General features: G+C 75.2%; 25 protein-coding genes, 1 tRNA gene and 1 riboswitch. Of the genes, 22 read left to right on the top strand and 4 right to left on the bottom strand.

Annotated features, from left to right (window positions below; genetic code table 11):
* Positions 1–6 precede the first annotated feature (6 nt).
* Entirely contained in the window at positions 7–3,594 is a 3,588-nt protein-coding gene (locus ABZ493_RS10485) for an Rne/Rng family ribonuclease (RefSeq protein WP_430582109.1), read from the top strand.
* Between the two features lie 94 nt (positions 3,595–3,688).
* Positions 3,689–4,267 carry a thymidine kinase gene (locus ABZ493_RS10490; RefSeq protein ID WP_430582110.1) on the top strand — a complete coding sequence of 193 codons (579 nt, stop codon included), beginning with the start codon at positions 3,689–3,691 and terminating at the stop codon, positions 4,265–4,267.
* A 31-nt stretch (positions 4,268–4,298) separates the two neighbouring features.
* Here ABZ493_RS10490 and ABZ493_RS10495 read toward each other — a convergent pair whose 3' ends face one another.
* The 3 genes from ABZ493_RS10495 to ABZ493_RS10505 all read right to left on the bottom strand — a co-directional run bounded on the left by ABZ493_RS10495 (position 4,299) and on the right by ABZ493_RS10505 (position 6,995).
* The gene (locus ABZ493_RS10495) at positions 4,299–5,402 is read right to left on the bottom strand and encodes an acyl-CoA desaturase (RefSeq protein ID WP_430582111.1); all 1,104 of its coding nucleotides are present in this window, start codon (positions 5,400–5,402) and stop codon (positions 4,299–4,301) included.
* Between the two features lie 92 nt (positions 5,403–5,494).
* On the bottom strand, positions 5,495–6,340 hold the full coding sequence (locus tag ABZ493_RS10500; RefSeq protein ID WP_430582112.1) for an inositol monophosphatase family protein: 846 nt from the start codon (positions 6,338–6,340) through the stop codon (positions 5,495–5,497).
* A gap of 37 nt (positions 6,341–6,377) precedes the next feature.
* Positions 6,378–6,995 (bottom strand): protein-L-isoaspartate carboxylmethyltransferase, encoded by a 618-nt coding sequence (locus ABZ493_RS10505; protein ID WP_430582113.1) that lies wholly within the window; start codon positions 6,993–6,995, stop codon positions 6,378–6,380.
* Between the two features lie 114 nt (positions 6,996–7,109).
* Between ABZ493_RS10505 and ABZ493_RS10510 the strand changes: the two genes are divergently transcribed.
* The 20 genes from ABZ493_RS10510 (at position 7,110) to ABZ493_RS10605 (ending at position 24,752) form a co-directional block, all read left to right on the top strand.
* A complete protein-coding gene (locus ABZ493_RS10510) occupies positions 7,110–7,319 on the top strand; it encodes a dodecin family protein (protein ID WP_429732001.1) in 210 nt (69 codons plus the stop codon).
* Between the two features lie 222 nt (positions 7,320–7,541).
* Positions 7,542–7,850: a 50S ribosomal protein L21 gene (gene rplU, locus ABZ493_RS10515; protein ID WP_429732712.1), complete on the top strand. Its 309-nt coding sequence runs from the start codon at positions 7,542–7,544 to the stop codon at positions 7,848–7,850.
* An 83-nt stretch (positions 7,851–7,933) separates the two neighbouring features.
* Positions 7,934–8,191, top strand: a complete 258-nt coding sequence (gene rpmA / locus ABZ493_RS10520; RefSeq protein ID WP_430582114.1) for a 50S ribosomal protein L27 — start codon at positions 7,934–7,936, stop codon at positions 8,189–8,191.
* Between the two features lie 94 nt (positions 8,192–8,285).
* A complete protein-coding gene (gene obgE / locus ABZ493_RS10525) occupies positions 8,286–9,803 on the top strand; it encodes a GTPase ObgE (protein WP_430582115.1) in 1,518 nt (505 codons plus the stop codon).
* 25 nt (positions 9,804–9,828) lie between these two features.
* Positions 9,829–10,959, top strand: coding sequence for a glutamate 5-kinase (gene proB / locus ABZ493_RS10530; protein WP_430582116.1), 1,131 nt, complete (start codon positions 9,829–9,831; stop codon positions 10,957–10,959).
* 120 nt (positions 10,960–11,079) lie between these two features.
* A complete protein-coding gene (locus tag ABZ493_RS10535) occupies positions 11,080–12,408 on the top strand; it encodes a glutamate-5-semialdehyde dehydrogenase (protein ID WP_430582117.1) in 1,329 nt (442 codons plus the stop codon).
* A 61-nt stretch (positions 12,409–12,469) separates the two neighbouring features.
* The gene (locus tag ABZ493_RS10540) at positions 12,470–12,622 is read left to right on the top strand and encodes a hypothetical protein (protein ID WP_429764031.1); all 153 of its coding nucleotides are present in this window, start codon (positions 12,470–12,472) and stop codon (positions 12,620–12,622) included.
* A 19-nt stretch (positions 12,623–12,641) separates the two neighbouring features.
* Positions 12,642–13,259, top strand: coding sequence for a nicotinate-nucleotide adenylyltransferase (nadD, locus tag ABZ493_RS10545; protein ID WP_430582118.1), 618 nt, complete (start codon positions 12,642–12,644; stop codon positions 13,257–13,259).
* On the top strand, positions 13,252–14,367 hold the full coding sequence (locus ABZ493_RS10550; protein WP_430582119.1) for a hypothetical protein: 1,116 nt from the start codon (positions 13,252–13,254) through the stop codon (positions 14,365–14,367). Before nadD ends, ABZ493_RS10550 begins: the two co-directional genes overlap by 8 nt.
* Entirely contained in the window at positions 14,364–14,810 is a 447-nt protein-coding gene (rsfS, locus tag ABZ493_RS10555; protein ID WP_430582120.1) for a ribosome silencing factor, read from the top strand. Before ABZ493_RS10550 ends, rsfS begins: the two co-directional genes overlap by 4 nt.
* Entirely contained in the window at positions 14,807–15,496 is a 690-nt protein-coding gene (locus ABZ493_RS10560; protein WP_430582121.1) for a histidine phosphatase family protein, read from the top strand. The genes rsfS and ABZ493_RS10560 overlap by 4 nt, the downstream gene beginning before the upstream one ends.
* Before the next feature lie 91 nt (positions 15,497–15,587).
* Positions 15,588–15,660 (top strand) — tRNA-Ala (locus ABZ493_RS10565).
* Positions 15,661–15,804: 144 nt separating this feature from the next.
* Positions 15,805–15,916: riboswitch (TPP riboswitch) on the top strand.
* Positions 15,910–16,557 carry an ECF transporter S component gene (locus ABZ493_RS10570; protein WP_430582122.1) on the top strand — a complete coding sequence of 216 codons (648 nt, stop codon included), beginning with the start codon at positions 15,910–15,912 and terminating at the stop codon, positions 16,555–16,557. Its footprint overlaps the riboswitch before it by 7 nt.
* 4 nt (positions 16,558–16,561) lie before the next feature.
* Positions 16,562–18,037 (top strand): ATP-binding cassette domain-containing protein, encoded by a 1,476-nt coding sequence (locus ABZ493_RS10575; protein WP_430582123.1) that lies wholly within the window; start codon positions 16,562–16,564, stop codon positions 18,035–18,037.
* Positions 18,034–18,732 carry an energy-coupling factor transporter transmembrane component T gene (locus ABZ493_RS10580; RefSeq protein ID WP_430582124.1) on the top strand — a complete coding sequence of 233 codons (699 nt, stop codon included), beginning with the start codon at positions 18,034–18,036 and terminating at the stop codon, positions 18,730–18,732. Before ABZ493_RS10575 ends, ABZ493_RS10580 begins: the two co-directional genes overlap by 4 nt.
* A gap of 51 nt (positions 18,733–18,783) precedes the next feature.
* The gene (locus ABZ493_RS10585) at positions 18,784–19,389 is read left to right on the top strand and encodes a class I SAM-dependent methyltransferase (RefSeq protein ID WP_430582125.1); all 606 of its coding nucleotides are present in this window, start codon (positions 18,784–18,786) and stop codon (positions 19,387–19,389) included.
* A 42-nt stretch (positions 19,390–19,431) separates the two neighbouring features.
* A complete protein-coding gene (locus ABZ493_RS10590) occupies positions 19,432–20,646 on the top strand; it encodes an MFS transporter (RefSeq protein WP_430582126.1) in 1,215 nt (404 codons plus the stop codon).
* A 152-nt stretch (positions 20,647–20,798) separates the two neighbouring features.
* Entirely contained in the window at positions 20,799–22,046 is a 1,248-nt protein-coding gene (locus tag ABZ493_RS10595; RefSeq protein ID WP_430582127.1) for an aspartate aminotransferase family protein, read from the top strand.
* 58 nt (positions 22,047–22,104) lie between these two features.
* On the top strand, positions 22,105–23,367 hold the full coding sequence (gene doeA / locus ABZ493_RS10600; RefSeq protein WP_430582128.1) for an ectoine hydrolase: 1,263 nt from the start codon (positions 22,105–22,107) through the stop codon (positions 23,365–23,367).
* Entirely contained in the window at positions 23,364–24,752 is a 1,389-nt protein-coding gene (locus tag ABZ493_RS10605) for an aldehyde dehydrogenase family protein (RefSeq protein ID WP_430582129.1), read from the top strand. The genes doeA and ABZ493_RS10605 overlap by 4 nt, the downstream gene beginning before the upstream one ends.
* Before the next feature lie 36 nt (positions 24,753–24,788).
* Here ABZ493_RS10605 and ABZ493_RS10610 read toward each other — a convergent pair whose 3' ends face one another.
* Positions 24,789–26,678, bottom strand: coding sequence for a rhamnogalacturonan lyase (locus tag ABZ493_RS10610; RefSeq protein WP_430582130.1), 1,890 nt, complete (start codon positions 26,676–26,678; stop codon positions 24,789–24,791).
* Positions 26,679–26,727: the final 49 nt, after the last annotated feature.

Here is a 26,727-nt window from a genome sequence, read left to right on the forward strand (position 1 = left end):
CCTTCCGTGACGTCCGACAACCCGACCGACGCACAGCCCGCCGAGCAGCGCCGCAAGCCCGCCCGCCGCCGTGCCACCCGGCCGGCCGCCGCCCCGCAGGCCGAGCAGCCCGCCACCGCGCCCGAGACGACCGCGGCGCCGACCGGGACGCCGACCGTGACGCCGACCGCGGCCACCGCCGCGTCCTCCCTTGCCGACCTCGTGCTGCCGGAGCGGGCCGACGCTCCCGCCGGGTCACCCGCCGGCGGCACCGCGTCGCTCGCCGACATCGTCCTTCCCGAGGGGCCCGCCGGTCGCGCGACCGACGATGCCGCCGATGCCGCCGAGAAGCCCGCCCGCCGCCGTCGCGCCACCCGCACCGCGGGCGCGCAGCGCGGCACCGAGCCCGCCGCGACCGAGCCCGCGACCCCCGCGCCCACGGCCGCGGAGCCCGCCGACACGGCCTCCGCCGCCGAGGGCGAGACCGCCCCGGCCGCGACGAAGGGCCGCAGCCGCGCCCGTCGTTCCGCGTCGTCGAAGGCCGAGGCCCCCGCCGCGGCCGCCGACAAGACCGCTGACGAAGCCGCGCCGGCCGACGTCGCGGACGCTGCCCCGGCGGCCAAGGCCCCGGCGAAGAGGACGACGAAGAAGGCCACCACGCGGAAGTCCGCGGGGGCGGCCAAGGCTGCCGAGAAGCCGGCCGAGAAGTCGGCTGGGAAGTCGACCGAGACGGCGACGACTCCCGCCGAGAAGCCCGCCGAGCAGGCCTCGGCCCCGCAGAAGCCCGCCCAGGACGGCGCCGAGAAGGCCGCGCCGCGGTCGCCCGCCGCCCGGGGTGGCGGGTCGGCGACGCCGCGCCTCGCGACGACGGCCGTGCTGTTCCAGGCCCCCGACCTGTCGACCGCGCGGCGCTCCCGCCGCGCGCAGGCCCCCGCGGGCCCGCCGCGCCCGCACGACGCCGCGGCCGAGGGCGCGACGCCCGCGCCCGAGCCCGAGGCCGCGACGAGCGCGCCCGAGACCGCCGCCCCCGTCGAGACGGCGCAGAGCGAGCCGACGCGGACCCGGTCGCGCCGCGCCACGCGGGGCACCCGTGCCGCGAAGGCGCCCGAGCCCGCCGAGCAGCCGGCGTCGGAGGCGGCCGTCGAGGAGCCTGCCGCCGACGCGGCGCCGGTCGCCGGGCCCGCCGAGGTCGTGGCGCCCGCGGAGCCCGTGGCCGACGTGGAGCTCAGCGAGGACGAGGCCGCCGCGGTCGAGGAGGTCGGCGCGATCGAGTCCGAGCTCGTCGCCGAGGGCGTCGAGCTCGTCGACCTGGGCCCGGAGGACCTGAACGACGAGGACGGCGAGGACGACGAGATCCGTCCGCGCCGCCGCCGTCGTCGGGGCGGCCGCGGCCGTCGGGGCGGCCGTCGTCCCGAGGGCGAGGACCTGAACGACGAGGACGGCCCCGACGACGCCGGTGACGACGAGCGGCCGGCCGACGGTGACGCCGGCGAGCAGGCCGACGACCGTGGCGAGGACCAGGCCGACGAGCAGGCCGACGAGCGGGCGGACGAGCAGGGCGACGACGAGGGTGGCGAGTCCGCCTCGAGCCGTCGCCGCCGTCGCCGTCGCCGCGGCACCCGCCAGGAGCGGGCGGAGGCCGCCGTGGCGCGCACCCGCGACCGCGACGAGGTCACGGCCCTCAAGGGGTCGACGCGCCTCGAGGCGAAGCGCCAGCGCCGCCGCGAGGGCCGCGACGCCGGGCGCCGCCGCCAGATCATCACCGAGGCGGAGTTCCTCGCGCGCCGCGAGTCGGTGACGCGGTCGATGGTCGTGCGCGAGCGTGACGGCCGCACCCAGATCGCCGTGCTCGAGGACGGCGTGCTCGTGGAGCACTACGTCTCGCAGCAGTCGCAGGCGTCGATGGTGGGCAACGTCTACCTCGGCCGCGTGCAGAACGTGCTCCCCAGCATGGAGGCCGCGTTCGTCGACGTCGGCAAGGGGCGCAACGCCGTCCTGTACGCCGGCGAGGTGAACTGGGACGCCGCGGGTCTCGAGGGCCAGCCGCGCCGCATCGAGGAGGCCCTCAAGTCGGGCGACTCCGTGCTGGTCCAGGTCACCAAGGACCCGATCGGCCACAAGGGCGCCCGCCTGACGTCGCAGGTCACGCTCGCGGGCCGCTACCTGGTGTTCGTGCCTGGCGGCGGCATGACCGGCATCAGCCGCAAGCTCCCCGACACCGAGCGCAGCCGGCTCAAGAAGATCCTGCGCGACGTCGTGCCCGAGGGCGCCGGCGTCATCGTGCGCACCGCCGCCGAGGGGGCGAGCGAGGCCGAGCTGCGCGCCGACGTCGAGCGCCTCGAGTCGCAGTGGGCCGCGATCCAGAAGAAGTCCAGGTCCGCCAGCGCCCCGGCGCTGCTGCAGGGCGAGCCGGACCTCGCGATCCGCGTCGTCCGCGACATCTTCAACGACGACTTCTCGTCGCTGCAGATCCAGGGCTCCGGCGCGTGGGACGAGATCGCCCAGTACGTCGAGGAGCTGGCCCCCGACCTGCGCGACCGCGTGACGAAGTGGACGGAGAACACCGACGTGTTCGCCGTGCACCGCGTGGACGAGCAGCTCGCCAAGGGCATGGACCGCAAGGTCTGGCTGCCGTCCGGCGGGTCGCTGGTCATCGACCGCACCGAGGCCATGACGGTCATCGACGTCAACACCGGCAAGTTCACCGGCGCGGGCGGCACCCTCGAGGAGACCGTGACGCGGAACAACCTCGAGGCGGCCGAGGAGATCGTGCGCCAGCTGCGGCTGCGCGACATCGGCGGCATCGTCGTCATCGACTTCATCGACATGGTGCTCGAGTCGAACCGCGACCTGGTGCTGCGCCGCCTCGTGGAGTGCCTGGGTCGTGACCGGACCAAGCACCAGGTGGCCGAGGTCACCTCGCTCGGCCTGGTGCAGATGACGCGCAAGCGCGTGGGCCAGGGCCTGGTCGAGGCGTTCTCCGAGACCTGCGAGCACTGCAAGGGCCGCGGGTTCATCGTGCACAGCGAGCCGATCGAGAAGAACGGTGCCCACCAGCACCACGACGGCGACCAGGGCGAGGGCTCGAAGCGGTCGCGCCGCAAGCGCGGCGGCAAGCAGGCCGAGAGCGCGCCCGCGCCCGCGGCCGAGGTGCCGACCCTGCCCGAGGACCGCTCCGAGGCGCGCGAGGCCGTCAAGGCGACGCTCGCCACGATCGCGGCCGCCGCGGCGCACGCCCACGAGCACGAGCACGAGGCGAACGGCGCGAAGGACCCGGCGCCGGAGGCGGACACGGCCAAGGACGTGGCGCGCGACGCCGCCCCGGCGGCGGAGGCGCCTGCCGCGGACGCCCCGTCGGCCGATGTCCCGGCGCCCCTGACGCTGCCCGAGCCCGTGGAGCCGCCGGCCGTGACGCCCGTCGCGCCGGAGACGCTCATCGAGCTGCCGGAGCGCAAGCCGGAGTCGGGGCCCGAGGCCGCGGCCGAGCCCACGACGCCTGCCGAGAAGCCCGTCAAGAAGGCCCCGCGCCGCGCGCGCAAAGGAGCCGGAGCCCCGAAGCCTGCTCAGTCGGGTGCTGGGGAGGCTGCGGCCACGGGAGTGACCGGCACCGAGTGACCTGACCACGAGGTCGAGGTGAGGGCCCGGGGGTGACGTCGACGACGTCACCCCCGGGCCCTGTCGTGTGGTCGGCGCGTGTCATGCTCGGGCCATGACGGGGGACGACGGACGCAGCGGGCGGCTCGAGGTGATCGCCGGCCCCATGTTCGCCGGCAAGACGGAGGAGCTGGTGCGCCGCGTGCACCGGGCGCAGGTGGCGCGCCGTGGCGTGCTCGTCGTCGCGCACGAGCTGGACACGCGCAGCGGTCCGGGCCGGGTCGCGTCGCACTCGGGGCTCGAGGTGCCGTCCCGCAGCGTGCGTGCCGCGGACGAGATCCAGACGCTCGTCGCGGACGGGACAGAGCTCGTGGCGGTCGACGAGGCGCAGTTCTTCGGCCTCGACCTGCCGGACGTGGCGACGGCGCTCGCGGACGCGGGCCTCGTCGTCGTGGTGGCAGGGCTGTCGGTGACGTTCGACGGCCGCCCGTTCGCCCCGCTGCCCGAGTTGATGGCGGTCGCCGAGTCGGTCACCAAGCTCACGGCGGTGTGCGCGGTCTGCGGGCGCGACGCGGCGTTCCACGTCCGGCTCGAGGCCGCGCCCGCCGACGTCGACGACGCGCTGGCCCCGACGTCGGGGCACGTGGGCGGCGCCGAGTCGTACGAGGCGCGCTGCCGGCGGCACCGCGCCTGATGACGCCGGCAGCGCGGGGGAGCGGGGACGCTCAGCCGCGCCCGAGGCGCTGGCGCAGCGGGCAGTCGAACGGGTCGCGCGCGGCCAGCCCGACCTCGTTGAGGTAGCGCACGACGATCGCGTAGGAGCGCAGCAGCGACGTCTCGGTGTACGGCAGCCCGAGCTGCGCGCAGTGCGCACGGACGATGAGCCGCGCCCGCGCCAGGTGGGGCCGGGGCATGCTCGGGAACAGGTGGTGCTCGACCTGGAGGTTCAGGCCGCCCATGAGCACGCTCATCCAGGCGCCCCCGCGCACGTTGCGGGAGGTGAGCACCTGCTTCGACAAGAAGTCGATCCGGCTGCCCGCGGGGATCATGGTCATGCCCTTGTGGTTGGGCGCGAACGTCGCACCCATGTAGACGCCGAACACCGCGAGCTGCACGCCCAGGAACGCGAGGCCGAGCCCCAGCGGCAACCACCAGAGGACGATCGCCACGTAGACGCTGAGGCGCACCAGGATGGTGACGAGCTCGCGCCGCCGCGACGCCCGGTCCTCGGGCGGACCGGTCAGCAGCGACCGCACGGCCGTCACGTGCAGGTTGATCCCCTCGAGCGTGAGCAGCGGGAAGAAGAGCCAGCCCTGCCGGCGGGTGATCGCGCCGAGGAACCCGTGGTGGTCGGCGGCGGCCTCCGTCGTGAACGAGATGACCCCGGGGGCGACGTCGGGGTCCTTGCCCACCTGGTTGGGGTTGGCGTGGTGGCGGGTGTGCTTCGTCATCCACCACGAGTAGCTGATGCCGACCACGGCGTTCGCCAGGAGGCGTCCGACCCGGTCGTTCAGCGGGCCGGACGCGAAGACCTGCCGGTGCGCCGTCTCGTGCGTGAGGAACGCGAGCTGCGTGAGCACGACGCCCAGCGCGGCCGCGATCAGGAGCTGGAACCACGAGTCGCCCAGCAGGACGAAGCCGGTCGCCACGCCGCCGAGCGCCAGGAGGAGGACGACGCCGTTGACGAGGTAGTAGCCGTAGGCGCGGCGCAGCAGCCCGGCCTCGCGGACCTCCCGGGACAGTGCGCCGTACGTGCTGGTGAACTTCGCCGCGGCGCCACCGCGCGGGGCGGCGGAGCTGTCGAGGACGGCCGGGACGACTGGGGGCATGCGTGCCTCGCAGGGGTCGGGGTCGACTTCCCAGCCGAGGTGTGAGCGGTCGCTCGGTCGCGCGGATGCCTCGAGCCTACGGAACCGTAGCCTCAGGACAAGGGGGATGTCCCCCCGAGGGCACGGAGGCGGGCCAGCACGTCGCGCGAGGTCGCGGCGTCGGCCGCCGCGACGATCCCGCGCCCGCCGCGGACGGGCCCGCCGTCGAGGTCGGTGACCACGCACCCGGCCGCCTCGCAGAGCGCGACGCCGGGCAGGAAGTGGACGCTGGCGTCGACGCCGGCCCCGGTCACGTAGGCGGCGTGCCGGCCCGCGGCCACCCAGGCGAGCGCGAGCGACGTGGACGCGACCCGGACCGCCCAGGCCCCGCGCAGCCCGGCGTCGGCGACGAGCTCGGGCGCCCCGCCGGCGTTGTCGACGTCCACGTTGACGAGGCGGGTCACGGGGGTGGGTGAGGCGTCGACGTCGGGGGAGCCCGCCGCGCTCCGCACGCGGGTGCGGACGCCGTCCGTCCACACCACCTCGCCGGTGAGGGGGTCCGCGACGGCGGCCGCCAGCACGCGCTCGACGCCGTCCCGATGCTCCGCGAGGGCGACGTTGACGCCGAACGACGGGACGCCCGCGGCGAAGTTGAGCGTGCCGCACAGGGGGTCGACGTACCACCGCCGGGCGGAGTCGCCGCCGGACGCGCCCAGCTCCTCGCCGACGACGGCGTCCCCCGCCCGGGCCGCGGCGAGGACGGCGCGGACCGCCCGCTCGGCCGCGACGTCGGTGTCGGTGGCGAAGTCCAGACCGACCTTCGCGTGGCGGGTCACGGGGCGCCGGAAGGCGCCGGCGACCTCGGCCGCGCCGGCGAGGGCGGCCTCGACGGCCACCTCGGCATCGGACGTCCGGGGCGAGGGGACGGGGGGCGGCGGGGAGTCCGCGGGGCGGGTCACGTCCGGCATCCTGGCACGGCCGGCGGCCCGGCGGCGGTCAGTCCGTCACGAGCGGCACGAACGAGTAGGTCCCGTGCTCGGTGGTGCGCACGGTGCCGTGCTCGTCGCGCTCCACGAGGACCATCACGTGGCGGACGGGGATCACCATCCGTCCGCCGGGGGCGACCTGGTCCACCAGCTCCTGGGGCAGCCGGGTGGGCGCGGCGGACACGAGCACCCGCTCCCAGCCGCCGACGCGGGGGGCGCCCAGGCGGCCGGGGACGGCCCGGGCCACCCGAGCCCAGGGCATGCCGGCGCGGCGCACGTTGGCCGCACCCCAGGCGGCGAGGTCCGCGTGCCGCTCCAGCCCCAGCACCGACCCGGCGGGCCCGACGAGGCGCGCGAGCAGCGCCGTCGTCCAGCCCGAGCCGGACCCGACGTCGAGCACGTCGGCGCCCGTCGGCACGTCGAGGAGGCGGAGCATCGCCGCGACGGTCGACGGCTGCGAGCACGTCTGGCCGTGCCCGATCTCGACGGGGCTGTCGGCCTCCGCCCACCGGGCGGCCGCGCGGGGCAGGAAGCCGCTCCGGTCGACGTCCCGCAGCGCGGCCGTCACCGCGTCGTCGATGCCGCCGGCGCCCGTGGGCAGGCCGGCGTGTGCTGTCCGCCCGGTCATCTCCCCATCGTCACCCCGCCCGGCGGCGGTCACCGGGCGAGCAGCCACGGCCGGGCCGACGATCGAAGGAGCGGCCGGCGACCGGCGCCGGCCCGCCCGAGATCGGAGGACGACATGGCAGGCACGGTCGCGCGCGTCACGGAGATCACGGCCCGGTCGGACACGAGCTTCGAGGACGCGATCCGCGTGGGCCTCGAGCGGGCGGGGCAGACGGTCCGCCACATCACCGGGGCGTGGGTCAAGGAGCAGAAGGTCGAGGTGTCGGACGGCGCGATCGTCGCATGGCAGGTGGACCTGCAGGTGACGTTCGTGCTCGAGGGGTGAGCCCGGCCGTCGCGAGGTGGGGCACGTCACGGCCGCCGACCGCGGAGGACGTTTGAACCGATCGGCGCCGTGACGTAGTCTTGGACGTCGGCGCGCCTCCGGTGTGCCAGTCCCGTGTGCCCAGGACGCACCGCACTCGACCGCCGCGGCGGGCCGAGTTGCAGACCAAGTCGGTGAAGAACGTCGTGCGGCATGCCCAGACCAGGAGAGATGAGCAGCAACGTGGTGTACGCGATCGTCAAGGCCGGTGGCCGTCAGGAGAAGGTGTCCGTCGGGGACATCGTCGTCATGGACCGAGTCAAGGCGCAGGCCGGTGACACGGTGGAGCTGCCCGCTCTGCTTCTGGTGGACGGGGAGAAGGTGACCACCGACGCCGCGAAGCTGGCGAAGGTCAAGGTCACGGCTGAGGTCGTGCGGGACGAGAAGGGCCCGAAGATCACGATCCTCAAGTACAAGAACAAGACCGGCTACCGCAAGCGCCAGGGTCACCGCCAGCCGCTGACCCGCCTCAAGGTCACCGGCATCAAGTGACCCCCGCCGGGCCGAGCGCGACACCCCGCAGCACGGCCCGCGGCACGGATCCCCTCGTTCTTCGCAGAAAGCAGGTCTGACAGATGGCACACAAGAAGGGCGCGAGCTCCTCGCGCAACGGTCGTGACTCGAACTCGCAGCGCCTCGGCGTGAAGCGCTACGGCGGTCAGGTCGTCAAGGCCGGCGAGATCATCGTCCGCCAGCGCGGCACCCACTTCCACCCCGGCGAGAACGTCGGCCGTGGCGGCGACGACACGCTGTTCGCGCTGACCGCCGGCTCGGTGGCCTTCGGGACGCGTCGTGGCCGCAAGGTCATCGACATCGTCGCGGCCGAGGTCTGAGCCTCACCGAACGCTTCGACTCACCCGAGTCCACGACGAGGGGCGCACCGTCGCGGTGCGCCCCTCGTCGCTTTTTGCCTGAGAGGATCTGACCATGGCCAGCTTCGTCGATCGCGTGGTGCTGCACGCCGTGGGCGGTGACGGCGGCCACGGCGTCGCGTCGATCCGCCGCGAGAAGTTCAAGCCCCTCGCGGGGCCCGACGGCGGCAACGGCGGTGACGGCGGCACGGTGAAGCTCGTCGTGGACCCGCAGACGACGACGCTGCTCGAGTACCACCACTCGCCGCACCGCCGCGCGACCAACGGCACGCAGGGCATGGGCGACGACCGCGACGGCGCCAACGGCGGCGACCTCGTGCTCGGCGTGCCCGACGGCACGGTCGTCAAGGACCGCGCCGGGAACGTGCTCGCCGACCTGGTGGGCGCGGGCGCGGAGTACGTCGTCGCGCAGGGCGGCCGCGGCGGGCTGGGCAACCGCGCCCTCGCCTCCCCGAAGCGCAAGGCCCCGGGCTTCGCCCTGCTCGGCGAGCCCGGCGAGGAGCACGAGGTCGTCCTCGAGCTCAAGTCGATCGCCGACGTCGCCCTCGTCGGGTACCCGAGCGCCGGCAAGTCCTCGCTGGTCGCGGCGATCTCCGCCGCGCGCCCCAAGATCGCGGACTACCCGTTCACGACGCTCATCCCCAACCTCGGCGTCGTGCAGGCGGGCGACACCCGCTACACGGTGGCCGACGTCCCCGGCCTCATCCCCGGGGCGAGCGAGGGCAAGGGCCTCGGGCTGGAGTTCCTGCGCCACGTCGAGCGCACCGCCGTGCTCGTGCACGTGCTCGACTGCGCCACCCTCGAGCCGGGCCGCGACCCGCTCAGCGACCTCGACGTGATCGAGGCCGAGCTGGCCGCCTACGCCGGCGACCTCGGCATCGAGGGCGGCCGGGTCCCCCTCACCGAGCGACCCCGTCTCGTCGTGCTCAACAAGATCGACGTGCCCGAGGCGCGCGAGCTCGCCGAGCTGGTGCGTCCCGACCTCGAGGCGCGCGGCCTGCGGGTCTTCGAGGTCTCGACCGCCAGCCACGAGGGCCTGCGCCCGCTGACCTTCGCGCTGGGCGAGCTGGTCGAGCGCGCCCGCGCCGCCGCCCCCGCACCGGAGCCGACCCGCGTCGTGCTGCGCCCGCGTGCGGTCGACGAGGCCGGGTTCACCGTCACGGCCAAGCGGGAGCACGAGGGCGTCTACTACGAGGTCCGTGGGTCCAAGCCGGAGCGCTGGGTGCGCCAGACGGACTTCAACAACGACGAGGCCGTCGGCTTCCTCGCCGACCGGCTCGCCAAGCTGGGCGTCGAGGACAAGCTCCTCAAGGCGGGCGCGGTCGCGGGCGACGAGGTGCGCATCGGCGACCCGACCAACGCCGTCGTCTTCGACTGGGAGCCCACGCTCAGCACCGGGCCGGAGCTGCTCGGCGCGCGCGGCACGGACCTGCGGCTCGACGAGAGCGCGCGGCCGACCCGCGGCGACAAGCGCCGCGAGCACCAGGAGCGCATGGACGCCAAGACGGAGGCGCGCCGCGAGCTGTGGACGGAGCGCCAGTCGGGTCACTGGACGGACCCCGACGACGACTGAGCGCGGATCCGGCGAGAATGCCGGGGTGAACGCCGCCACCTCCCGCGCCAGCCTGCCCACGGCACACCGGATCGTCGTCAAGATCGGTTCGTCGTCGCTCACCGGCCCGGACGGCCACCTCGACCTCGCGGCGCTGCGCGCGCTCGTCGACGTGCTGGCCGCGCGGGCGGCGGCGGGCGCCCAGGTCGTGCTGGTGTCCTCCGGCGCGATCGCGGCCGGCATCGGCCCGCTCGGCCTGAGCGCCCGACCCCGCGACGTCGCGACCATGCAGGCCGCGGCGATGCTGGGCCAGGGGCAGCTGGTGGCGCGGTACACCGAGGCGTTCGCCGCGCACGGGCTGCAGATCGGGCAGGTGCTGCTCACCGCCGAGGACACGGTGCGCCGGTCGCGGTACCGCAACGCGCAGCGCTCCCTGGAGCGGCTGCTGGCGCTCGGCGTCGTGCCCGTCGTCAACGAGAACGACGCCGTGACCACCGACGAGCTCACCTTCGGCGACAACGACCGCCTGGCCGCCCTCGTCTCGCACCTCGTGCGCGCGGACGCCATGGTGCTGCTCACCGACGTCGACGGCCTGCACGACGCGCCGCCGTCTCGCCCCGGCGCCCGGCGCATCGCGCACGTGGCGGACCTGGGGGACCTCGAGGGCGTCGAGGTCACCGCGCGCGGCAGCGCGGTCGGCACGGGCGGCATGGTGACCAAGCTCGAGTCGGCCCGGATCGCGACCGGTGCCGGCGTGCCGGTCGTGCTCACCAGCGCGCGGAACGTCGCTGCCGCGCTGGCGGGCGAGGACGTCGGCACGTTCTTCGCGGTGACGGGCCGGCGCACGACGGCGCGGCGGCTGTGGATCGCGCACGCGGCCCAGGCCCACGGCCGCCTCCACCTGGACGACGGCGCGGCGCGGGCGGTGCTCGGCGGCCGGGCGTCCCTGCTGCCCGCGGGCGTCACGCGCGTCGAGGGCACGTTCGAGGCGGGCGACCCGGTGGAGCTGGTCGCACCGGACGGCGCGGTCGTGGCGCGCGGGCTCGTCGCGTTCGACTCCGGCGAGCTGCCGGGGCTGCTGGGCCGCTCCACGTTCGACCTGCGGGCCGAGCTCGGGGAGGGCTACGACCGGGAGGTCGTGCACCGCGACGACCTGGTGCTCGAGCACCGGCGATGAGTTCCGGGCCGATGAGTGACCACGCCCCGGCGTCGACCCGGCTCGTGCCTCCGCGCGCGCCCCGTCCCTCCTGGTGAGAGGGGTCTGCCGCCGCGCGCGTCGCCGTCGTACGCTCGGGGGATGACCACGACCCTCACGGAGGACCTGGCCGCGGGCGGCGCGGGATCGGGCGCGGCGTCCACCGACGTCACCGGCGCCGTGCGCGACGTCGCACGCCGGGCCCAGGTCGCGTCGCGGACGCTCGCCACGGCCACCCGGGCCACCAAGGACGCGGCGCTGCACGCGCTGGCCGACGCCCTCGTGGCCGCGGCCGACGAGATCGTGACGGCGAACGCCGACGACCTCGCCCGCGGGCGCGACCGCGGGCTGAGCGACGGGTTGCTCGACCGGCTGGCGCTCACGCCGGCACGCATCGGCACCATCGCGGACGCCCTGCGCGAGCTCGCCGGCCTGCCCGACCCCGTGGGCGAGGTGGTGCGCGGGCAGACGCTGCCGAACGGCCTGCGCCTGCGCCAGCTGCGCGTGCCGATGGGCGTGGTCGGGATGATCTACGAGGCCCGGCCCAACGTCACGGTGGACGCCGCGGGCCTGGCGCTGAAGTCGGGCAACGCGGTGATCCTGCGCGGCGGCAGCGCGGCGGCGTCGTCCAACGCGGTGATCGTCGACGTGCTGCGGCGTGCGCTGGGGGCCCAGGGCCTGCCGGCGGACCTCGTGCAGACCATCGACGCCTACGGCCGCCCGGGCGGCGTCGCGCTCATGCAGGCGCGCGGGCTGGTGGACGTGCTCGTCCCGCGCGGCGGCGCCGACCTCATCCGCACGGTCGTCGAGTCGTCGACCGTGCCGGTCATCGAGACCGGCGTCGGCAACGTGCACGTGTACGTGGACGCCACCGCCGACGTCGCGAGCGCCGTCGAGATCGTGATGAACGCGAAGACGCAGCGGGTCGGCGTGTGCAACGCGGCCGAGACGCTGCTGGTGCACGCGGACGCCGCCGAGGCGTTCCTCCCCGCGGCGCTCGCCGCGCTGGGCGGCGCGGGCGTCGTGCTGCACGGCGACGCGCGCACGGTCGCGCTCGCCCCCGAGTCCGTCGAGGTGCTGCCCGCGACCGACGCCGACTGGGCCACCGAGTACCTCGCGCTGGAGCTCGCGGTGCGGGTCGTCGACTCGCTCGACGACGCCGTCGAGCACATCCGTACCTGGTCGTCGGGGCACACCGAGGCGATCGTCACCCGCGACCTGGCCGCCTCCGAGCGGTTCGTCGCGGAGGTCGACTCGGCCGCCGTGATGGTGAACGCGTCCACGCGCTTCACCGACGGCGGCGAGCTCGGGCTGGGCGCCGAGATCGGCATCTCCACGCAGAAGCTGCACGCGCGCGGGCCGATGGGACTGGCCGAGCTGACCACCACGAAGTGGGTCGTGCACGGCGACGGACACGTCCGGCCCGCGTGAGAGACTGACCCCCGACCCTGCCCGTCGCGACCCGTCGCACACCCACGCACAGGAGGAACCCGTGCTGCACACCGCCGTCCAGGTGGCCCAGGAGGCCGCCGAGCACGCCGAGACCATCTCCCCGATCGCGATGGGTCTCCTCGCGTTCGGCGGCCTGGTCGCCGCGCTCGTGGTGACGTACGCCTTCCGCAACGTGTCCAACCGCCACCACTGACGACCGCCTTCCGGTCAGCGTGAACGAGCCGTCGTCGCAGCCGCGCCGTCCGCGCCTCGGCGTGATGGGCGGCACCTTCGACCCCATCCACCACGGGCACCTGGTCGCCGCCAGCGAGGCGGCGGCGCTGCTCGACCTCGACGAGGTCGTCTTCGTCCCCACGGGCAAGCCGACCTTCAAGCAGCACCAGAAGGTGTCGCAGGCCGAGCACCGCTACCTCATGACGGTGATCGCGACGGCGTCGAACCCCCGGTTCACCGTGAGCCGGGTCGACATCGACCGTCCGGGACTCACGTACACCGTCGACACCCTGCGGGACCTGCACGAGCAGCGACCCGACGCCGACCTGTTCTTCATCAGCGGCGCGGACGCGATCGAGCAGATCCTGACCTGGAAGGATGCCGCGCTCCTGTGGGAGATGGCACACTTCGTGGCTGTCACGCGGCCGGGGCACCAGCTCATGGTGGACGGCCTGCCCCACGACGGGGTCACGACGCTGGAGGTCCCGGCGTTGGCGATCTCGTCGAGCGACTGCCGTCGTCGGGCGCAGGCCGGCCAACCGGTGTGGTACCTGGTGCCGGACGGCGTGGTCCAGTACATCGCCAAGCACGGTCTGTATCGAGGTCTCGATGAGTGACAACAACCCGTCCCGCCCGCTGACCCGCCGCGAGATCCGCGAGCGGGAGCAGGCGGCCGCCGCCGCACAGGCCAGCGCCGGGCAGCAGGCGCCGCCCGCGCCGGAGTACGGCGCGCCCGCCGCGGCCCGGTCGCCGTTCGGCCCGCCCGCCGGCCAGGCGCCCGCTCCGCGGTTCTCCGCGCCGGCCGCAAGCGCGCCGTCCCGCCGCTCGCTCCGCGAGCAGAGCCCCGCGCCCGCCGCCCCGGCCCCTGCACCGATGGTGCGGCCGCCGTCCACCTCCGCCGGCGTGCGCGGGCTGGACGAGACCGGGCGCCTGGCCCCGATCCAGCGGCCCACCGGGGAGATGTCCCGCGCCGTCGCCCCCACGCCCGCGGTCCGGCCCGCGCCGGCGCCCAGCGCCCCGGCCGCGCCTCCTGCGCGCACCTCGACCCGCCGCGACCCCGGTGCGGCGCCGACGGGCGCCGCCACCGGGCTCGGGATGCCCCCGCTGGCCGCGCCCTCGAGCCCGTCGGCGAGCTCCGCGCCCCCCGCGGCCAGCCCGCCGGCCACGGTCGCCCCGCGCCCCGACGGACCCACCCGCCGTTCACCGTTCGCGACGACGGGCACCGCGTCGCCGTTCGGCACGACGTCGGCGCCGTCGGCCCTGTCGTCGGCCCCGTCGTCGATGCCGCCCGCCGCGGCGCCGACCACCCCGCCGCCCGCCGCCTCCACGTCGGTGGCGCCCCCGCTGCCCTGGGCGAGCCCGACGACCGAGCGGCCCGCGTCCGTGCCGCCCTCGCGCCCCGCGCCCGGTGCCGCGCAGGCGCCGGCCGCCGCCGAGCGTCCCGCCGCGTCGCCGTTCGACGCGCTGGTGGCGTCCGAGCAGCCCGTCCGGGCGCGTTCCGCCGCGCCGCAGGTCGACGAGGACGACGACGAGGACTGGGACGAGCCCGAGGCGTCGTACACCTGGCTGCACTACATCGTCCTCGTGGTCGTCGCGTTCGTGCTCGGCCTGCTGGTGTGGAAGCTTCTGCTCGGGGGCCCGGACACGAACGACTTCCAGACGGACCAGGCCGCCCCCGCGGCCGGCCACTCGCTCACCCTCGAACACCCCGGAGCCGCCGCATGACCGCCAGCCCCCGCGCCGTCGAGCTGGCGGTCGTAGCCGCCCGGGCCGCGTCCGACCGCAAGGCGCAGGAGATCATCGCCCTGGACGTGAGCGACCAGCTGGTGCTCACCGACGTGTTCCTCATCGCCTCGGGCACCAACGAGCGGCAGGTCTCGGCCATCGTGGACGCCGTCGAGGAGGCGATGTTCCTCGCCGGGTCCAAGCCGATCCGCCGCGAGGGCAAGGCGCAGGCGCGCTGGGTGCTGCTGGACTTCGGCGAGGTCGTCGTCCACGTGCAGCACGCCGAGGACCGCGTGTACTACGCGCTCGAGCGGCTGTGGAAGGACTGCCCGGCGGTCGAGCTGCCCGAGGACGCGCGCGGCGGCGACGGCGCGGCGGCCGCTGCCGAGTACGGCGACGACGGCGGCGACGGCGTGATCCGCCTCGCGGGCGACGAGCGGTGACGGCCGGCACCGTCGTCCTGCTGCGGCACGCCCGCACCGCGTACAACGCCTCGCTGCGGCTGCAGGGGCAGATCGACATCCCGCTCGACGAGGTCGGCCGCTGGCAGGCGGCGGAGGGCGGCTCCGCGCTCGCGTCGTCGCACCGCGCGACGCGCATCGTGTCCTCCGACCTGGGGCGTGCCGTCGAGACGGCGGCCGCCTACGCGGACGCGCTCGGCGGGATGTCCGTCGTCGCCGACGAGCGGCTCCGGGAGCGCGGCTTCGGCGCCTGGGAGGGCCTCACCGGCGCGGAGCTGCAGGAGCGCTGGCCCGAGGAGTACGCCGCCTGGCGGCTCGGTGCCGAGCCGGCGGGGGCGGGCGCTGAGACGAAGGCGGCGGTCGCGCAGCGCATGGCCGTGGCCGTGGCCGAGCACGTCGCGGACCTGGACGACGACGCGACCCTCGTCGTCGTGTCGCACGGGGCCGCGATCTCGCTGGCGGTGACGGCGCTGCTCGGGCTCGACCCGACCACCTGGCGCGGGCTGTCCGGCATGCACAACGTGCACTGGTCCCACCTGCACCGTGCAGGCGAGGGGGCCGAGCCGGCCTGGCGACTCGTGGCGCACAACGTGGGCGCGGGGTACCCCCTGGACCGCTGGCAGGCGGGGCCGGACTGGAATTTGGAACCTGGCCCGAAGTCTGCCTAAGATATCGACGTTCCCGAGGGGCGCAAGCCCGGAGGAACACACCGAATCAGACGAATCGCCTGGCCGTCCGCGGTCGCGAGAGTCGGTTCTCGGGGCTGTGGCGCAGCTGGTAGCGCACCTGCATGGCATGCAGGGGGTCAGGGGTTCGAGTCCCCTCAGCTCCACCCCGACGAGAAGGCCCGGAACCTCATGGTTCCGGGCCTTCTCGCATGACCAGGGGTTTCACCGTACGGGACGCCCCTTGCGCCGACGCCGACGTCGCCTAAGGTCGGCCCTGCGGCCGCCTCGTCGGCCGTCACATCTGAAGACACCCATGACAGGGGAGCGCCGTCGAAGGGGCGCTGAGAGTGCGGGCACAGCCGCAGACCCTTGGAACCTGCTCCGGTTAGCACCGGCGAAGGGAGTTACCTGGAATGTCCGCGCCCATTTTCTCGCGCATCCCGTCCCTGCGGTACCGCACCGTCGACCTCGTCACCGTGGCCATGCTCGGCGTGGCCGTCGGCGTCGTCTTCTGGGGCTGGACCCAGCTCTACCACCTGCTGTCCGCCGGTCTGGCGGTCGTGTTCCCACCGGCCACCGGTCTGCTCGGGGGCGGCTGGCTGCTCGGCGGGGTGCTGGGCGGGCTCATCGTCCGCCGCCCCGGCGCGGCGCTGCTCACCGAGGTGGTCGCCGCGAGCGTCGAGGCGTTGCTCGGCGCCGGCTGGGGCTTCTCGGCGATCGTCTCCGGCGTCGTCCAGGGGTTCGGCGCCGAGCTCGTGCTCGCCCTGTTCCTGTACCGCCGCTTCGGCACCGCCGTCGCCGCCCTGGCGGGCGCGGCGGCGGGCGCGTGCGGTGCCGTGTACGAGTGGTTCGCGTACTACCCCGACTGGGAGTGGCCCTTCCGGCTGGCCTACCTGGGCCTCTTCGCGCTGTCCGGCGCGCTGCTCGCGGGGCTCGGGGGCGCGGCGCTCGTGCGCGCCCTGGCCCGGGCCGGCGTGCTCGACGCCTTCGGGCCCGGGCGCGACCTTGCTGATCGTGCCGCCGGCCGCACGGGCCGCGCCGCCGGCCGCACCCGGGCCTGACGCCGTGGCACGCGACGACGTCCGGGCGCGCGTGCGGGGGCTGCGCTGGCGGCCCACGGGGCGCGCGACCCCGACGGTCGACGGCCTCGACCTCACCGTCGGCGCGGGGGAGCGCGTGGGGCTGGTCGGCCCCAGCGGCGCCGGCAAGTCGACCGTGCTGCACGCGCTGGCGGGAGTGCTCGGGGACCCGCTGCCGGGGGAGCTGTCCGGCACCGTGCACGTGGACGGAGGGGTCGGGTACGTCCCGCAGGACCCGGGCTCCGCGGTGGTCGCGTCCCGGATCGGGCGGGACGTCGCGTTCGGGCCCGAGAACGCCGGCCTGCCGCGGGCGGAGATCTGGCGCCGCACGGACGAGGCGCTGGACCGGGTGGGACTGCGGTACCCGACCGGCCGTCCCACGTCGGCCCTCTCGGGCGGTGAGCTGCAGCGGCTGGCGCTCGCCGGGGCGCTCGCCCGGACGCCCGGCCTGCTGCTGCTCGACGAGCCGACGGCCATGCTCGACCCGGCCGCCGCGGCCGAGGTGCGCGCCGCCGTCGTCGGCGCGCTGGAGGGCACGGACACGTCCCTCGTCGTGGTTGACCACCACGTCGGGCCGTGGTTCGAGCACCTGGACCGCGTCGTCGTGCTCGGTCCGGGCGGCCGGATCACGCACGACGTCGCGCCGGCTGCGCTCGACGCCGCCGCGCTCGACGTCCCCGCGGGCGGCGCGACCTCGCTGCGGGACGAGCTGACCCGGGCCGGGGTGTGGCTGCCCGGGGTGCCCGCGCCCGCGCCGCTGGACGTGCCCGCGTCGCTGGTGGCGCCGGACGGGCCCGGGCCGGACGTCGTCGTCGAGGGGCTCCGCGTCGACCTGGTGACCCGCGGCCTGCGCGGGCGCACCACCACGAATGCGCTCGACGGCGTGGCCGCGCGGCTGCCGGCGGGGCGGCTCACGGCCGTGACGGGGCCGTCGGGGGCGGGGAAGTCCACCCTCGTCGCCACGGTCGCGGGGCATCTGCGACCGACGGCCGGCGAGGTGCGGGGCGCCCCAGGGCGTACCGCGCGCTCGCGCGACCTCGCCCGGTCGTGCGGGTGGGTACCGCAGCAGCCGGAGCACGGCCTGCTCGCCCTGCGGGTGCGGGACGAGGTCGAGCTCACGGGGCGCCGCCTCGGCGTCGCCGTGGACGCGGACGAGGTGCTCGCGCTGCTGCGCCTCGACCACCTCGCCGACGCGCACCCGTTCCGGCTGTCCGGCGGCGAGCAGCGCCGGCTCGCCCTGGCGGCCGCGCTCGCGCACCGCCCGGGGCTCGTGCTGCTCGACGAGCCCACCGTCGGGCAGGACCGGCAGACCTGGGCCGCGGTGGCCGGCTGGGCCGTCGCCGCCGCCCGGCACGGGGCCACGGTCGCGGCGAGCACCCACGACGGGCACCTCGTGGCCCACGCCGGCCACCAGGTGCGGCTCGACGGTCCGGCACGCCAGCGACAGGTGGTGGCGGCGTGACCGGCGTGCTGGCGCGGGTGAACGACCTCGTGCTCGTGGTCCTCGGGCTGCTCGGCCTGGTCGCCTCGCTGGGGGTGCGGGACGTCGCCAGCGCGGCCGCCGGGCTCGGCGCCTGCCTGGCCCTCGGGCTGGTGCTGCTGCCGCGCGGCGTGGGGTCGCCGCTGCGATATCTCACGGTGGTCGTCGCGGTCGCGTCGGTGACCTGGTCGACCTGGCTGCTCGGCGGCCACGACCCCGTGGTCGCGGGCGTGGCCGGGGCCCGCATCGCGGTGCTCGCGCTGCCGGGGGTGGCGCTCGCGCCGCTGGTCGACCCGAGCGGCCTGGCCGACCAGCTCGGCCAGCGGCTGCGCCTGCCGGCCCGCTTCGTCGTCGGGGTCGGGGCGGCGCTGCAGCGGTTCGAGCGGCTCGGCACCGTGTGGCAGCAGGCCTCCCGTGCCCGCCGGTCGCGGGGCGTCGGGCCCGGCCGGGGGCCGCTCTCGCGGGCGCGGCACGCGGCGTCGGTGACGTTCGCCGTCCTGGCGGCCACCCTGCGCGACGCGACCGTCATGTCCGTCGCGATGGACGCCCGCGGCTTCGCCGCCGCCCACCGCCGCACCTGGGCGGAGCCGGCGCCGTGGACGAGGTCGGACACCGTGGTGCTCGCCCTCGGCGCGGTCGCGGCGGCGCTGCCGTGCGCCGTCCTGGTCCTCGCGTAGGCGCGCCGCGAGCGACCCGCCGGGCGCAGAATGGGCGTCGGGAGGTGCTCCATGGCTCGCCAGGTGCACGACTTCGACGCGCTGTACGCCGCGGACGACCCGCCGCCGTGGGAGATCGGGCGTCCGCAGCCCGCGCTCCTGGCGCTCGTGCGCCGGTCGGTCCTCGCGGACCCGGTGCTCGACGTCGGGTGCGGCACGGGCGTGCTGGCGCTCGCCGTCGCGCGGGCGGGCCACCAGGTCGTGGGCGTGGACGCCGCGCCGCACGCGATCTCCCGCGCCCGGGAGCGGGTCGCGGGGGCGATCCTCGATGCCGGGGAGGTGCGGTTCGAGGTGGCGGACGCCCGCCGGCTCGACCGCCTGGACCTCCGGCCGCGGACCGTCCTCGACTCGGGCCTGCTGCACACCCTGGACGACGACGGTCGTGCGGCCTACGTGGCCGGCCTGGAGGCGATCTGCCCGCCTGACGCGCTCGTCGCCGTGCTCGCGATGTCCGTGGACGCCGGGCTCGGCTGGGGCACGACCGCCGACCGGCTGCGGGCCGCGTTCGGGGGAACCGCCTGGTCGTCCGCCGCGGTCTCGGACGCCGAGATCGCCGCGCGCACCGCCGGCGAGGAGCTGCACCTGCCGGCGCTGCTGCTCACGACGCGGCGGGCGTGAACGCCCCCGACCCGTCGAGAGCCCGTGCGATAGGAAGGGGGCGTGCCGTCCCCGCCCCTCTTCCCGTTCCGCAGCGTCGTCCTGGGGGCCTTCCTCCCCACCCTGGTGCTGGAGATCGGCATCGGCGCGCTGCTGCCGGTCGTGGCGGTCACCGCCACCGGCCGCGGCGCGACCCTCACGGTCGCGGGGCTCGTGGCCGCCCTGCTGCCGCTCGGCAAGATCGCGTTCGACCTGCCGGCCGGCGCGCTCTCGCAGCGGCTCGGCGACCGGGTCGCGATGCTGGTCGCCGGCAGCGTCGCCGTCGTGGCGTTCACGACGATCGCCCTGTCCTCGGCGCTGTGGGGCCTGGCCGCCGGCGTGCTCGCGCTCGGCGCGGCGAACGCCGTGTTCAACCTCGCCCGGCAGGCGTACCTCACGGAGATCACGCCGCCGCTGCGGCGGGCGCGCGTCATGTCGACGCTCGCGGGGGTGCACCGCATCGGCCTGTTCCTGGGGCCGTTCGCCGGCGCCGCGGTGATCGCGGCGACGTCGCTGCACGGCGCGTTCTGGCTGGGCACCGGTGCCGCGCTGGTCGCGGTGCTCGTCATCGCCCTGGTCCGCCCGGAGCCGCAGGCCGACGCGCCCCTGCCGCGGCCCGCAGGCGGGCCGCGGGTGTCCATCGCGGCGGTCGCGCGGGACCACCGGCAGCTGTTCGCGACCCTCGGGGTCGCCATCCTGCTGGTGAGCTCCGTACGCGGTGCGCGGCAGACCGTCATCCCGCTGTGGGGCGAGCACCTGGGCCTGAACGCCGAGGTGACGTCGCTCGTCTTCGGCGTCTCGGGCGCCCTGGACATGCTGCTGTTCTACCCGGCGGGCAAGGTGATGGACCGGTTCGGCCGGCTGTGGGTGGCCGTGCCTTCCATGCTGACGATGGCGCTGGGGCTCGCGGTGCTGCCGCTCGCGCACACGGCCGGCGCGCTCGCCGTGGTCGCCGCCCTGCTCGGCATCGGCAACGGCATGGGCTCCGGCATCGTCATGACGCTGGGCGCCGACGTCGCACCCGCCGCGGTGCGGCCCACGTTCCTCAGCGTGTGGCGGCTCTTCCAGGACACGGGGGACGCGCTCGGCCCGCTGATCCTGTCGGCAGGCGCGGCGCTGGGCTCGCTCGCCGCCGGGGTGTGGGCCACCGCCACGCTGGGGGGCGCGTCCGCGGCCGCCCTCGCACGCTGGGTGCCGAGGTACTCCCCGCTGGCGAACCTGGTACGCCGACGGCGCTGACCTGCGCGCACCGCTGACCTGCGCGCACCTGACCCGCGCAGGCGCAGGCGGCGCCCGGCGCGACCTCGGGCACGGCCACGACATCAGAACGTTACGCACGTCGTCCCGCGAGTTCCTTGACGGGGCGGGCCTCGGGCACCTACATCTGGTTGATGGAGGTCTTCGAGAAGTGGGAATCCGAGATCCGTGGGTACAGCCGCACGTACCCCACGGTGTTCGCCTCGGCGTCGAACGCGCGGCAGGTGGACGAGGCCGGCCGTAGCTACGTCGACTTCTTCGCCGGCGCGGGGGTGCTGAACTTCGGGCACAACAACCCGCGCATGAAACGCGCCATGATCGAGTTCCTCGAGGCCGACGGCGTCGCGCACAGCCTCGACATGGCGACCACGACCAAGCGCGACTTCATCGCGAAGTTCGTCTCCACGGTGCTGGAGCCGCGTGGCATGGCGATGAAGCTGCAGTTCATGGGGCCCACCGGCAGCAACGCCGTCGAGGCGGCGCTCAAGCTCGCCCGCAAGGTCACCGGCCGGCGCGAGGTGGTCGCCTTCACGCACGGGTTCCACGGCATGACCCTCGGGTCGCTCGCGCTCACGGGCAACGACGTCTTCCGGCGGGCCGCCGGGGTGCCGTTGGAGAACGTGCACCGGCTGCCCTTCGAGACCGCCCCCGGGGGCGGTCTCGCGTCGCTCGAGGCCTACCGGGAGCAGCTCGCCGACGTGTCGAGCGGGCTGCTGCCGCCCGCCGCGTTCGTCGTCGAGACGATCCAGGCCGAGGGCGGCGTCAACGTCGCGAGCGCCGAGTGGCTGCACGCCGTGCAGCGGCTCGCCCGCGACGTCGGGGCGCTGTTCGTCATCGACGAGATCCAGGTGGGCTGTGGCCGCACCGGCAGCTACTTCAGCTTCGACGGCATGGGGCTCGACCCCGACGTCGTGTGCCTCGCCAAGGGGATCGGCGGCTACGGGACGCCCCTGGCGATGAACCTCAACCGCCCCGAGCTGGACGCGCAGTGGGCGCCGGGGGAGCACACCGGCACCTTCCGCGGCCAGGGTCTGTCGTTCGTGGCCGGGCGCGAGGCGCTCACGTACTTCGACGACGACGAGCTCATGACCCAGGTGCACGCCAAGGCCGAGCGGATGGTGTCCGTGCTGGACGGGCTCGCCGCCGGCGCACCCGACCGCGGTTTCAGCGTGCGCGGCCGCGGCATGATCCAGGGCCTCGACGTCGTCGACGGCGCGTTCGCCAAGGCGGTCGCGGCCGAGTGCTTCGCCCGGGGGCTGCTCATCGGCCCGTGCGGCAGCGGCGGCCGAGTCCTCAAGCTCATCCCGCCCCTGACCATCCCCGACGACGACCTGGACGAGGGCCTGGAGATCCTCGCGGGGGCGGTGCGCGACACCCTCTAGCACCCCCGACCGGGGGCGCGTGACGACCGACGTTCGTGAGACCTGAAGGAGGCCCGGCATGCGGCAGCGCGACGACATGACGTTCCCGTTCGAGGAGTACGCGAGACGCCTCGGCGACCTGCGCCGCCGCATGGCGGAGCGCATGCTCGACGCGGTGGTCATCACCGACCCCGAGAACCTCATGTACCTCACGGACTACCAGACCACCGGGTACTCCTTCTTCCAGGCGCTGGTCGTGCCGCTCGAGGACGAGCCGTTCATGATCACGCGCGCCATGGAGGAGTCGAACGTGCACGCCCGCACGTGGGTGGAGCTGACCCGCCCCTACCCGGATACCGGCGACGCCATCCAGAGCCTGGTGCAGTCACTGCGCGAGTTCGGCCTCGACACGAAGGACGTCGGGTACGAGCGCAACAGCTACTACTTCCCGGCCTACCACCAGGACTACATCCACAACTCGTTCACCGACGGCCGCCTGCTCGACTGCTTCGGCATCGTGGAGGAGGGGAGGGTGGTCAAGTCCGACGCCGAGATCGCGATCATGCGGCGGGCCGCGCGTGCCACCGAGGTCGGGATGGCGGCGGGGATCGAGGCGGTCGCGGCGGGGGTGACGGAGAACGACATCGCGGCGGAGATCGCGGCGGCGATGTTCCGCTCGGGCGGGGAGTTCCCGGCCGTGATGCCGTACGTCACCTCCGGACCGCGCAGCATGATCGGGCACGCGACGTGGGAGGGGCGCACCGTGCGGCCCGGGGAGCACGTCTTCCTCGAGGTCGGCGGCTGCTTCCGGCGGTACCACACCGCGATGATGCGGACCGTGGTGCTCGACGACCTGTCGCGCAGCATGGTGGTGGCGCAGGAGCGGATGAAGCTGGCGCTCGCGGAGGTCAAGGCCGCCATCCGGCCCGGGCTCACCGTGTCCGACGCCGACAACATCGTGCGGAACATCATCTCGGACAACGGCGTCGGCGCGCGGCTGGTGACACGGTCGGGGTACTCGATCGGCATCGCGTTCCCGCCCAGCTGGGACGAGGGCTACATCGTCAGCCTCAACCAGGGCGACCCGCGGGTGCTGCGGGAGGGGATGACGTTCCACATCATCCCGTGGATGTGGGGGGTCGACGGCGACAAGACCGTCGGCATCTCGGACACGGTGCGGGTGACGGCCGACGGCTGCGAGTCGTTCTTCACCCTGCCCGAGGACTTCACGTGCAAGCCCGAGCACGCGGCCGGCGGCGTCGACGGCGAACCGTCCGACGACGCGCCGCTCGCGCTCGTGCACGACGCGCCCGCGGACCTGACCGAGGAGGAGACCGCATGACCATGCTGATCGCGACGGACCCCAGCACCGGCGAGGTGGTCCGCGAGGTCCCGGCGGCGACGGCGGCGGAGGTGGACGCCACCCTGGCCGCGGCCGAGGCGGCGCGGGCGGCCTGGCGGGACCGCGGGCTCGACGGGCGCGCCGAGGTGCTGCACGCGGTGGCGGCCGACCTGCGTGCCCGCGCCGACGAGCTGGCTCCGCTCATGACGCAGGAGATGGGCAAGCCGATCACGGAGGCGCTCGGGGAGGTCGAGAAGGCGGCCTGGTGCGCGGAGCACTACGCCGAGCACGCGGCGGCCTACCTGGCGACCGAGGAGATCGCCTCCGACGCGACCCGTAGCTACGTGCAGCACCTGCCGCTGGGCACGGTGCTCGGCGTCCTGCCCTGGAACGCGCCGTTCTGGCTGGCCCTGCGCTTCGCCGCGCCCGCGCTCATGGCGGGCAACACGGGCGTGCTCAAGCACGACCCGCACGTGCCGGGCTGTGCCGAGGCGATCGGCGACGTGTTCGCGCGGGCGCTGTCGGCGTCGGGAGCGCCCCCGGGGGTGTTCCGCAACCTGCCGCTGGCCACCGGGGACGTCGCCGCCGTCATCCGCGACCGGCGGATCCAGGCGGTGTCGTTCACCGGGTCGGCGCGTGGCGGGTCGGCCGTGGCGAGCGTCGCGGCCGCCGAGATCAAGCCCGCCGTGCTGGAGCTGGGCGGTTCCGACCCGTGCATCGTGCTCGCCGACGCGGACCTGGACGCCGCGGCCGACACCATCGCCCTGTCGCGCATCATCAACGCGGGACAGTCGTGCATCGCCGCGAAGCGGATCATCGTCGAGGACGCCGTGCACGACGCCCTGGTCGACCGGCTCCGGGACCGGCTCGCCGCGCTGAAGGTGGGCGACCCGCGGGACCCCGCCACGCAGGTGGGGCCGATCGCCCGCGCCGACCTGCGCGAGACCCTGCACCGCCAGGTCACGCAGACGGCCACGGCCGGCGCCCGGCTGCTGCTCGGCGGCGAGCTGCCCCAGGGGCCCGGGTACTACTACCCGCCCACGCTGCTCGACGACGTCACCGACGCCATGGCCGCGGCGTGCGAGGAGACGTTCGGTCCGGTCATGGCGGTGCTGCGGGCGGCCGACGCCGACGAGGCGGTCGAGACCGCGAACCGGACCGAGTACGGCCTGGCGGCGAGCGTGTGGACGACGGCGGAGCGCGGCGAGGCGATGGCCCGCCGCATCGCGGCCGGGCAGGTCTCGGTGAACGGCATCGTCAAGACCGACCCCCGGCTGCCCAGCGGCGGGGTGAAGCGCTCCGGCTACGGGCGCGAGCTCGGCCCGCACGGCATCAAGGAGTTCGTCAACGTGCAGCAGGTGTGGGTCGGCCCGCGCCGGGGCTGAGCCCGGCGCGGGCCGACCGTACGGGGACGACGGTTCTCAGTCCACCGTGGCGAAGCTGGGGTGCGGCGGCTGGTTGTACCCCGTGTTCTGCCACGCGACGGCCAGCCGGTACTGCCGGTCCTCCATGAGCGACGGGTGCGCGATGTCGGTCGGGATGTCCGTGGAGTAGATCCGCAGCGCGCTGGAGTCGGTCGTGCGCCAGATGACCTCCTCACGCCAGTCGCCGAGGATGTCGGCCTGCAGGGCCGGGGTCGCCTTGGTGGTGTTGTTCGACGCGACCCCCTCGCCCGTGAGGAGACGGGTGTCGCCGTCGGCGCCGTACTCGTCGATGTGGGTGCCGTCGAGCAGCTCGCGCTGGCCGTCCCCGTCCCACCAGATCACGAAGTTGGTGGAGCCGGGCTTACGACCCACGTCGGAGCCGTCCGTCGCGCTGCGCAGGCCGGAGACCTTGGACGACCAGACCTCGGCCCCGGGGTTGTCCGCGGTGATGTCCGCGGCCACGCCGCGCCCGTTGTCGGAGCCGGCGGCCGGGGCGCTGGAGAGGATCTCGCCGGTGGCGGCGTCGGCCACCCAGTGCGCCGGGTCGCTGCCCGACTCGGACGGCTTGAACACCTCGAGCCCGGGGTTCGACGGCACCAGGTCGCTCACGTGGTACGCGTCGCCGTGGTGGGTGCCGTTCTGCCAGAGCCCGTGCCCGTTGTCGTCGATCGCCATCGAGCCGTAGAGGATCTCGTCGCGGCCGTCCTCGTCCACGTCGGCGATCGAGAGCTGGTGGTTGCCGCGTCCGGTCCAGTCGGGCCCGTTGGTCGACGAGCTGGAGTCGAACGTCCAGCGGCGGGTGAGCGCGCCGTCGCGGAAGTCCCACGCGGAGACGGCCGTCTTGGCGTAGTAGCCGCGCCCCATGACGATGCTCGGCCGCGACCCGTCGAGGTACGCCGTGCCGGCGAGGAAGCGGTCCACCCGGTTGCCGTACGTGTCGCCCCAGTCGCCGACGTTCCCGCGGGCGGGGCGGAAGTCCACGGTGTCGAGCTCGGCGCCGTCGGTGCCGCGGAAGACCGAGAGGAACTCGGGCCCGCTGAGCACGTAGCCGCTCGAGTTCCGGTGGTCGGCGTCGCCGTCCCCGATCACCTGGCCGGTGCCGGAGACCGTGCCGTCGCCGGTCTTCACGGCGACCTCCGCGGCGCCGTCGCCGTCGTAGTCGTACACCTGGAACTGCGTGTAGTGCGCCCCGGCGCGGATGTTGCGGCCGAGGTCGACGCGCCACAGCCGCTCGCCGTCCAGCTCGTAGGCGTCGAGGTAGACGTTCCCCGTGACGCCGGACTGCGAGTTGTCCTTGGCGTTGCTCGGGTCCCACTTGAGGACGATCTCGTACTCGCCGTCGCCGTCGAGGTCGCCCACCGACGCGTCGTTGGCGGAGTAGGTGTAGCCGTCGCCGGCGGGCGGCACGTCCAGCGGGACGTCGAGCGAGCTCGCCTGGGCGCCCGCGACGGGCGCGAGCGTGAGGGACTCGCCCGCGACCTGCCCGACGGCGTCCTCGGCGGCGCCGGCGAACCGCGCGGCCGTGGCGCGCGCGGCCCCGTCGCCGACCGCGGCGACGGCGTAGCGGGCGTCGGCGGGGGCGCCACGGTCGAGGAAGCTGGTCCCGCCGGTGACGGCGGGCCCGGGCACCCGGACGCCGTCGCGGTAGACGTGGAACGCCGCGTCGTCGCCGTCGGAGGCGAGGAGGCGCCAGCTCACCCGGTTGCCGTCGGCGGTGGGCGTGCTGATCACCGCCCGCCCGCCGGGGGTCGTGTCTGCCGCGGACGCGGGCGCCGCGGGGGAGGGCGGGTCGGCAGCGAGGGCGGGGGAGGCGAGGGCGAGCGCGCAGAGCGCGCCCACGGCGGTGGCGAGCGTGGTGGTGACTGCGGTCGTGCGGAGTGGCAGCATCGTTGCTCCGTTCCGGTTGAGACGATTCACACCGTGCGCGACCGAGGCT

It is taken from the genome of Isoptericola sp. NPDC019482, from assembly GCF_040632295.1.
In the GTDB taxonomy this organism is placed as follows: domain Bacteria; phylum Actinomycetota; class Actinomycetes; order Actinomycetales; family Cellulomonadaceae; genus Isoptericola.

What these genes read in the sequence shown, in the direction of transcription:
- ABZ493_RS10490 (WP_430582110.1), top strand. Translation starts at nt 3,689, where the DNA reads ATGACGGGGGACGACGGACGCAGCGGGCGGCTCGAGGTGATCGCCGGC.
- ABZ493_RS10495 (WP_430582111.1), bottom strand. Translation starts at nt 5,402, where the DNA reads ATGCCCCCAGTCGTCCCGGCCGTCCTCGACAGCTCCGCCGCCCCGCGC.
- ABZ493_RS10505 (WP_430582113.1), bottom strand. Translation starts at nt 6,995, where the DNA reads ATGACCGGGCGGACAGCACACGCCGGCCTGCCCACGGGCGCCGGCGGC.
- ABZ493_RS10510 (WP_429732001.1), top strand. Translation starts at nt 7,110, where the DNA reads ATGGCAGGCACGGTCGCGCGCGTCACGGAGATCACGGCCCGGTCGGAC.
- rpmA (WP_430582114.1), top strand. Translation starts at nt 7,934, where the DNA reads ATGGCACACAAGAAGGGCGCGAGCTCCTCGCGCAACGGTCGTGACTCG.
- obgE (WP_430582115.1), top strand. Translation starts at nt 8,286, where the DNA reads ATGGCCAGCTTCGTCGATCGCGTGGTGCTGCACGCCGTGGGCGGTGAC.
- ABZ493_RS10535 (WP_430582117.1), top strand. Translation starts at nt 11,080, where the DNA reads ATGACCACGACCCTCACGGAGGACCTGGCCGCGGGCGGCGCGGGATCG.
- ABZ493_RS10550 (WP_430582119.1), top strand. Translation starts at nt 13,252, where the DNA reads ATGAGTGACAACAACCCGTCCCGCCCGCTGACCCGCCGCGAGATCCGC.
- rsfS (WP_430582120.1), top strand. Translation starts at nt 14,364, where the DNA reads ATGACCGCCAGCCCCCGCGCCGTCGAGCTGGCGGTCGTAGCCGCCCGG.
- ABZ493_RS10570 (WP_430582122.1), top strand. Translation starts at nt 15,910, where the DNA reads ATGTCCGCGCCCATTTTCTCGCGCATCCCGTCCCTGCGGTACCGCACC.
- ABZ493_RS10585 (WP_430582125.1), top strand. Translation starts at nt 18,784, where the DNA reads ATGGCTCGCCAGGTGCACGACTTCGACGCGCTGTACGCCGCGGACGAC.
- ABZ493_RS10595 (WP_430582127.1), top strand. Translation starts at nt 20,799, where the DNA reads ATGGAGGTCTTCGAGAAGTGGGAATCCGAGATCCGTGGGTACAGCCGC.
- doeA (WP_430582128.1), top strand. Translation starts at nt 22,105, where the DNA reads ATGCGGCAGCGCGACGACATGACGTTCCCGTTCGAGGAGTACGCGAGA.
- ABZ493_RS10605 (WP_430582129.1), top strand. Translation starts at nt 23,364, where the DNA reads ATGACCATGCTGATCGCGACGGACCCCAGCACCGGCGAGGTGGTCCGC.
- ABZ493_RS10610 (WP_430582130.1), bottom strand. Translation starts at nt 26,678, where the DNA reads ATGCTGCCACTCCGCACGACCGCAGTCACCACCACGCTCGCCACCGCC.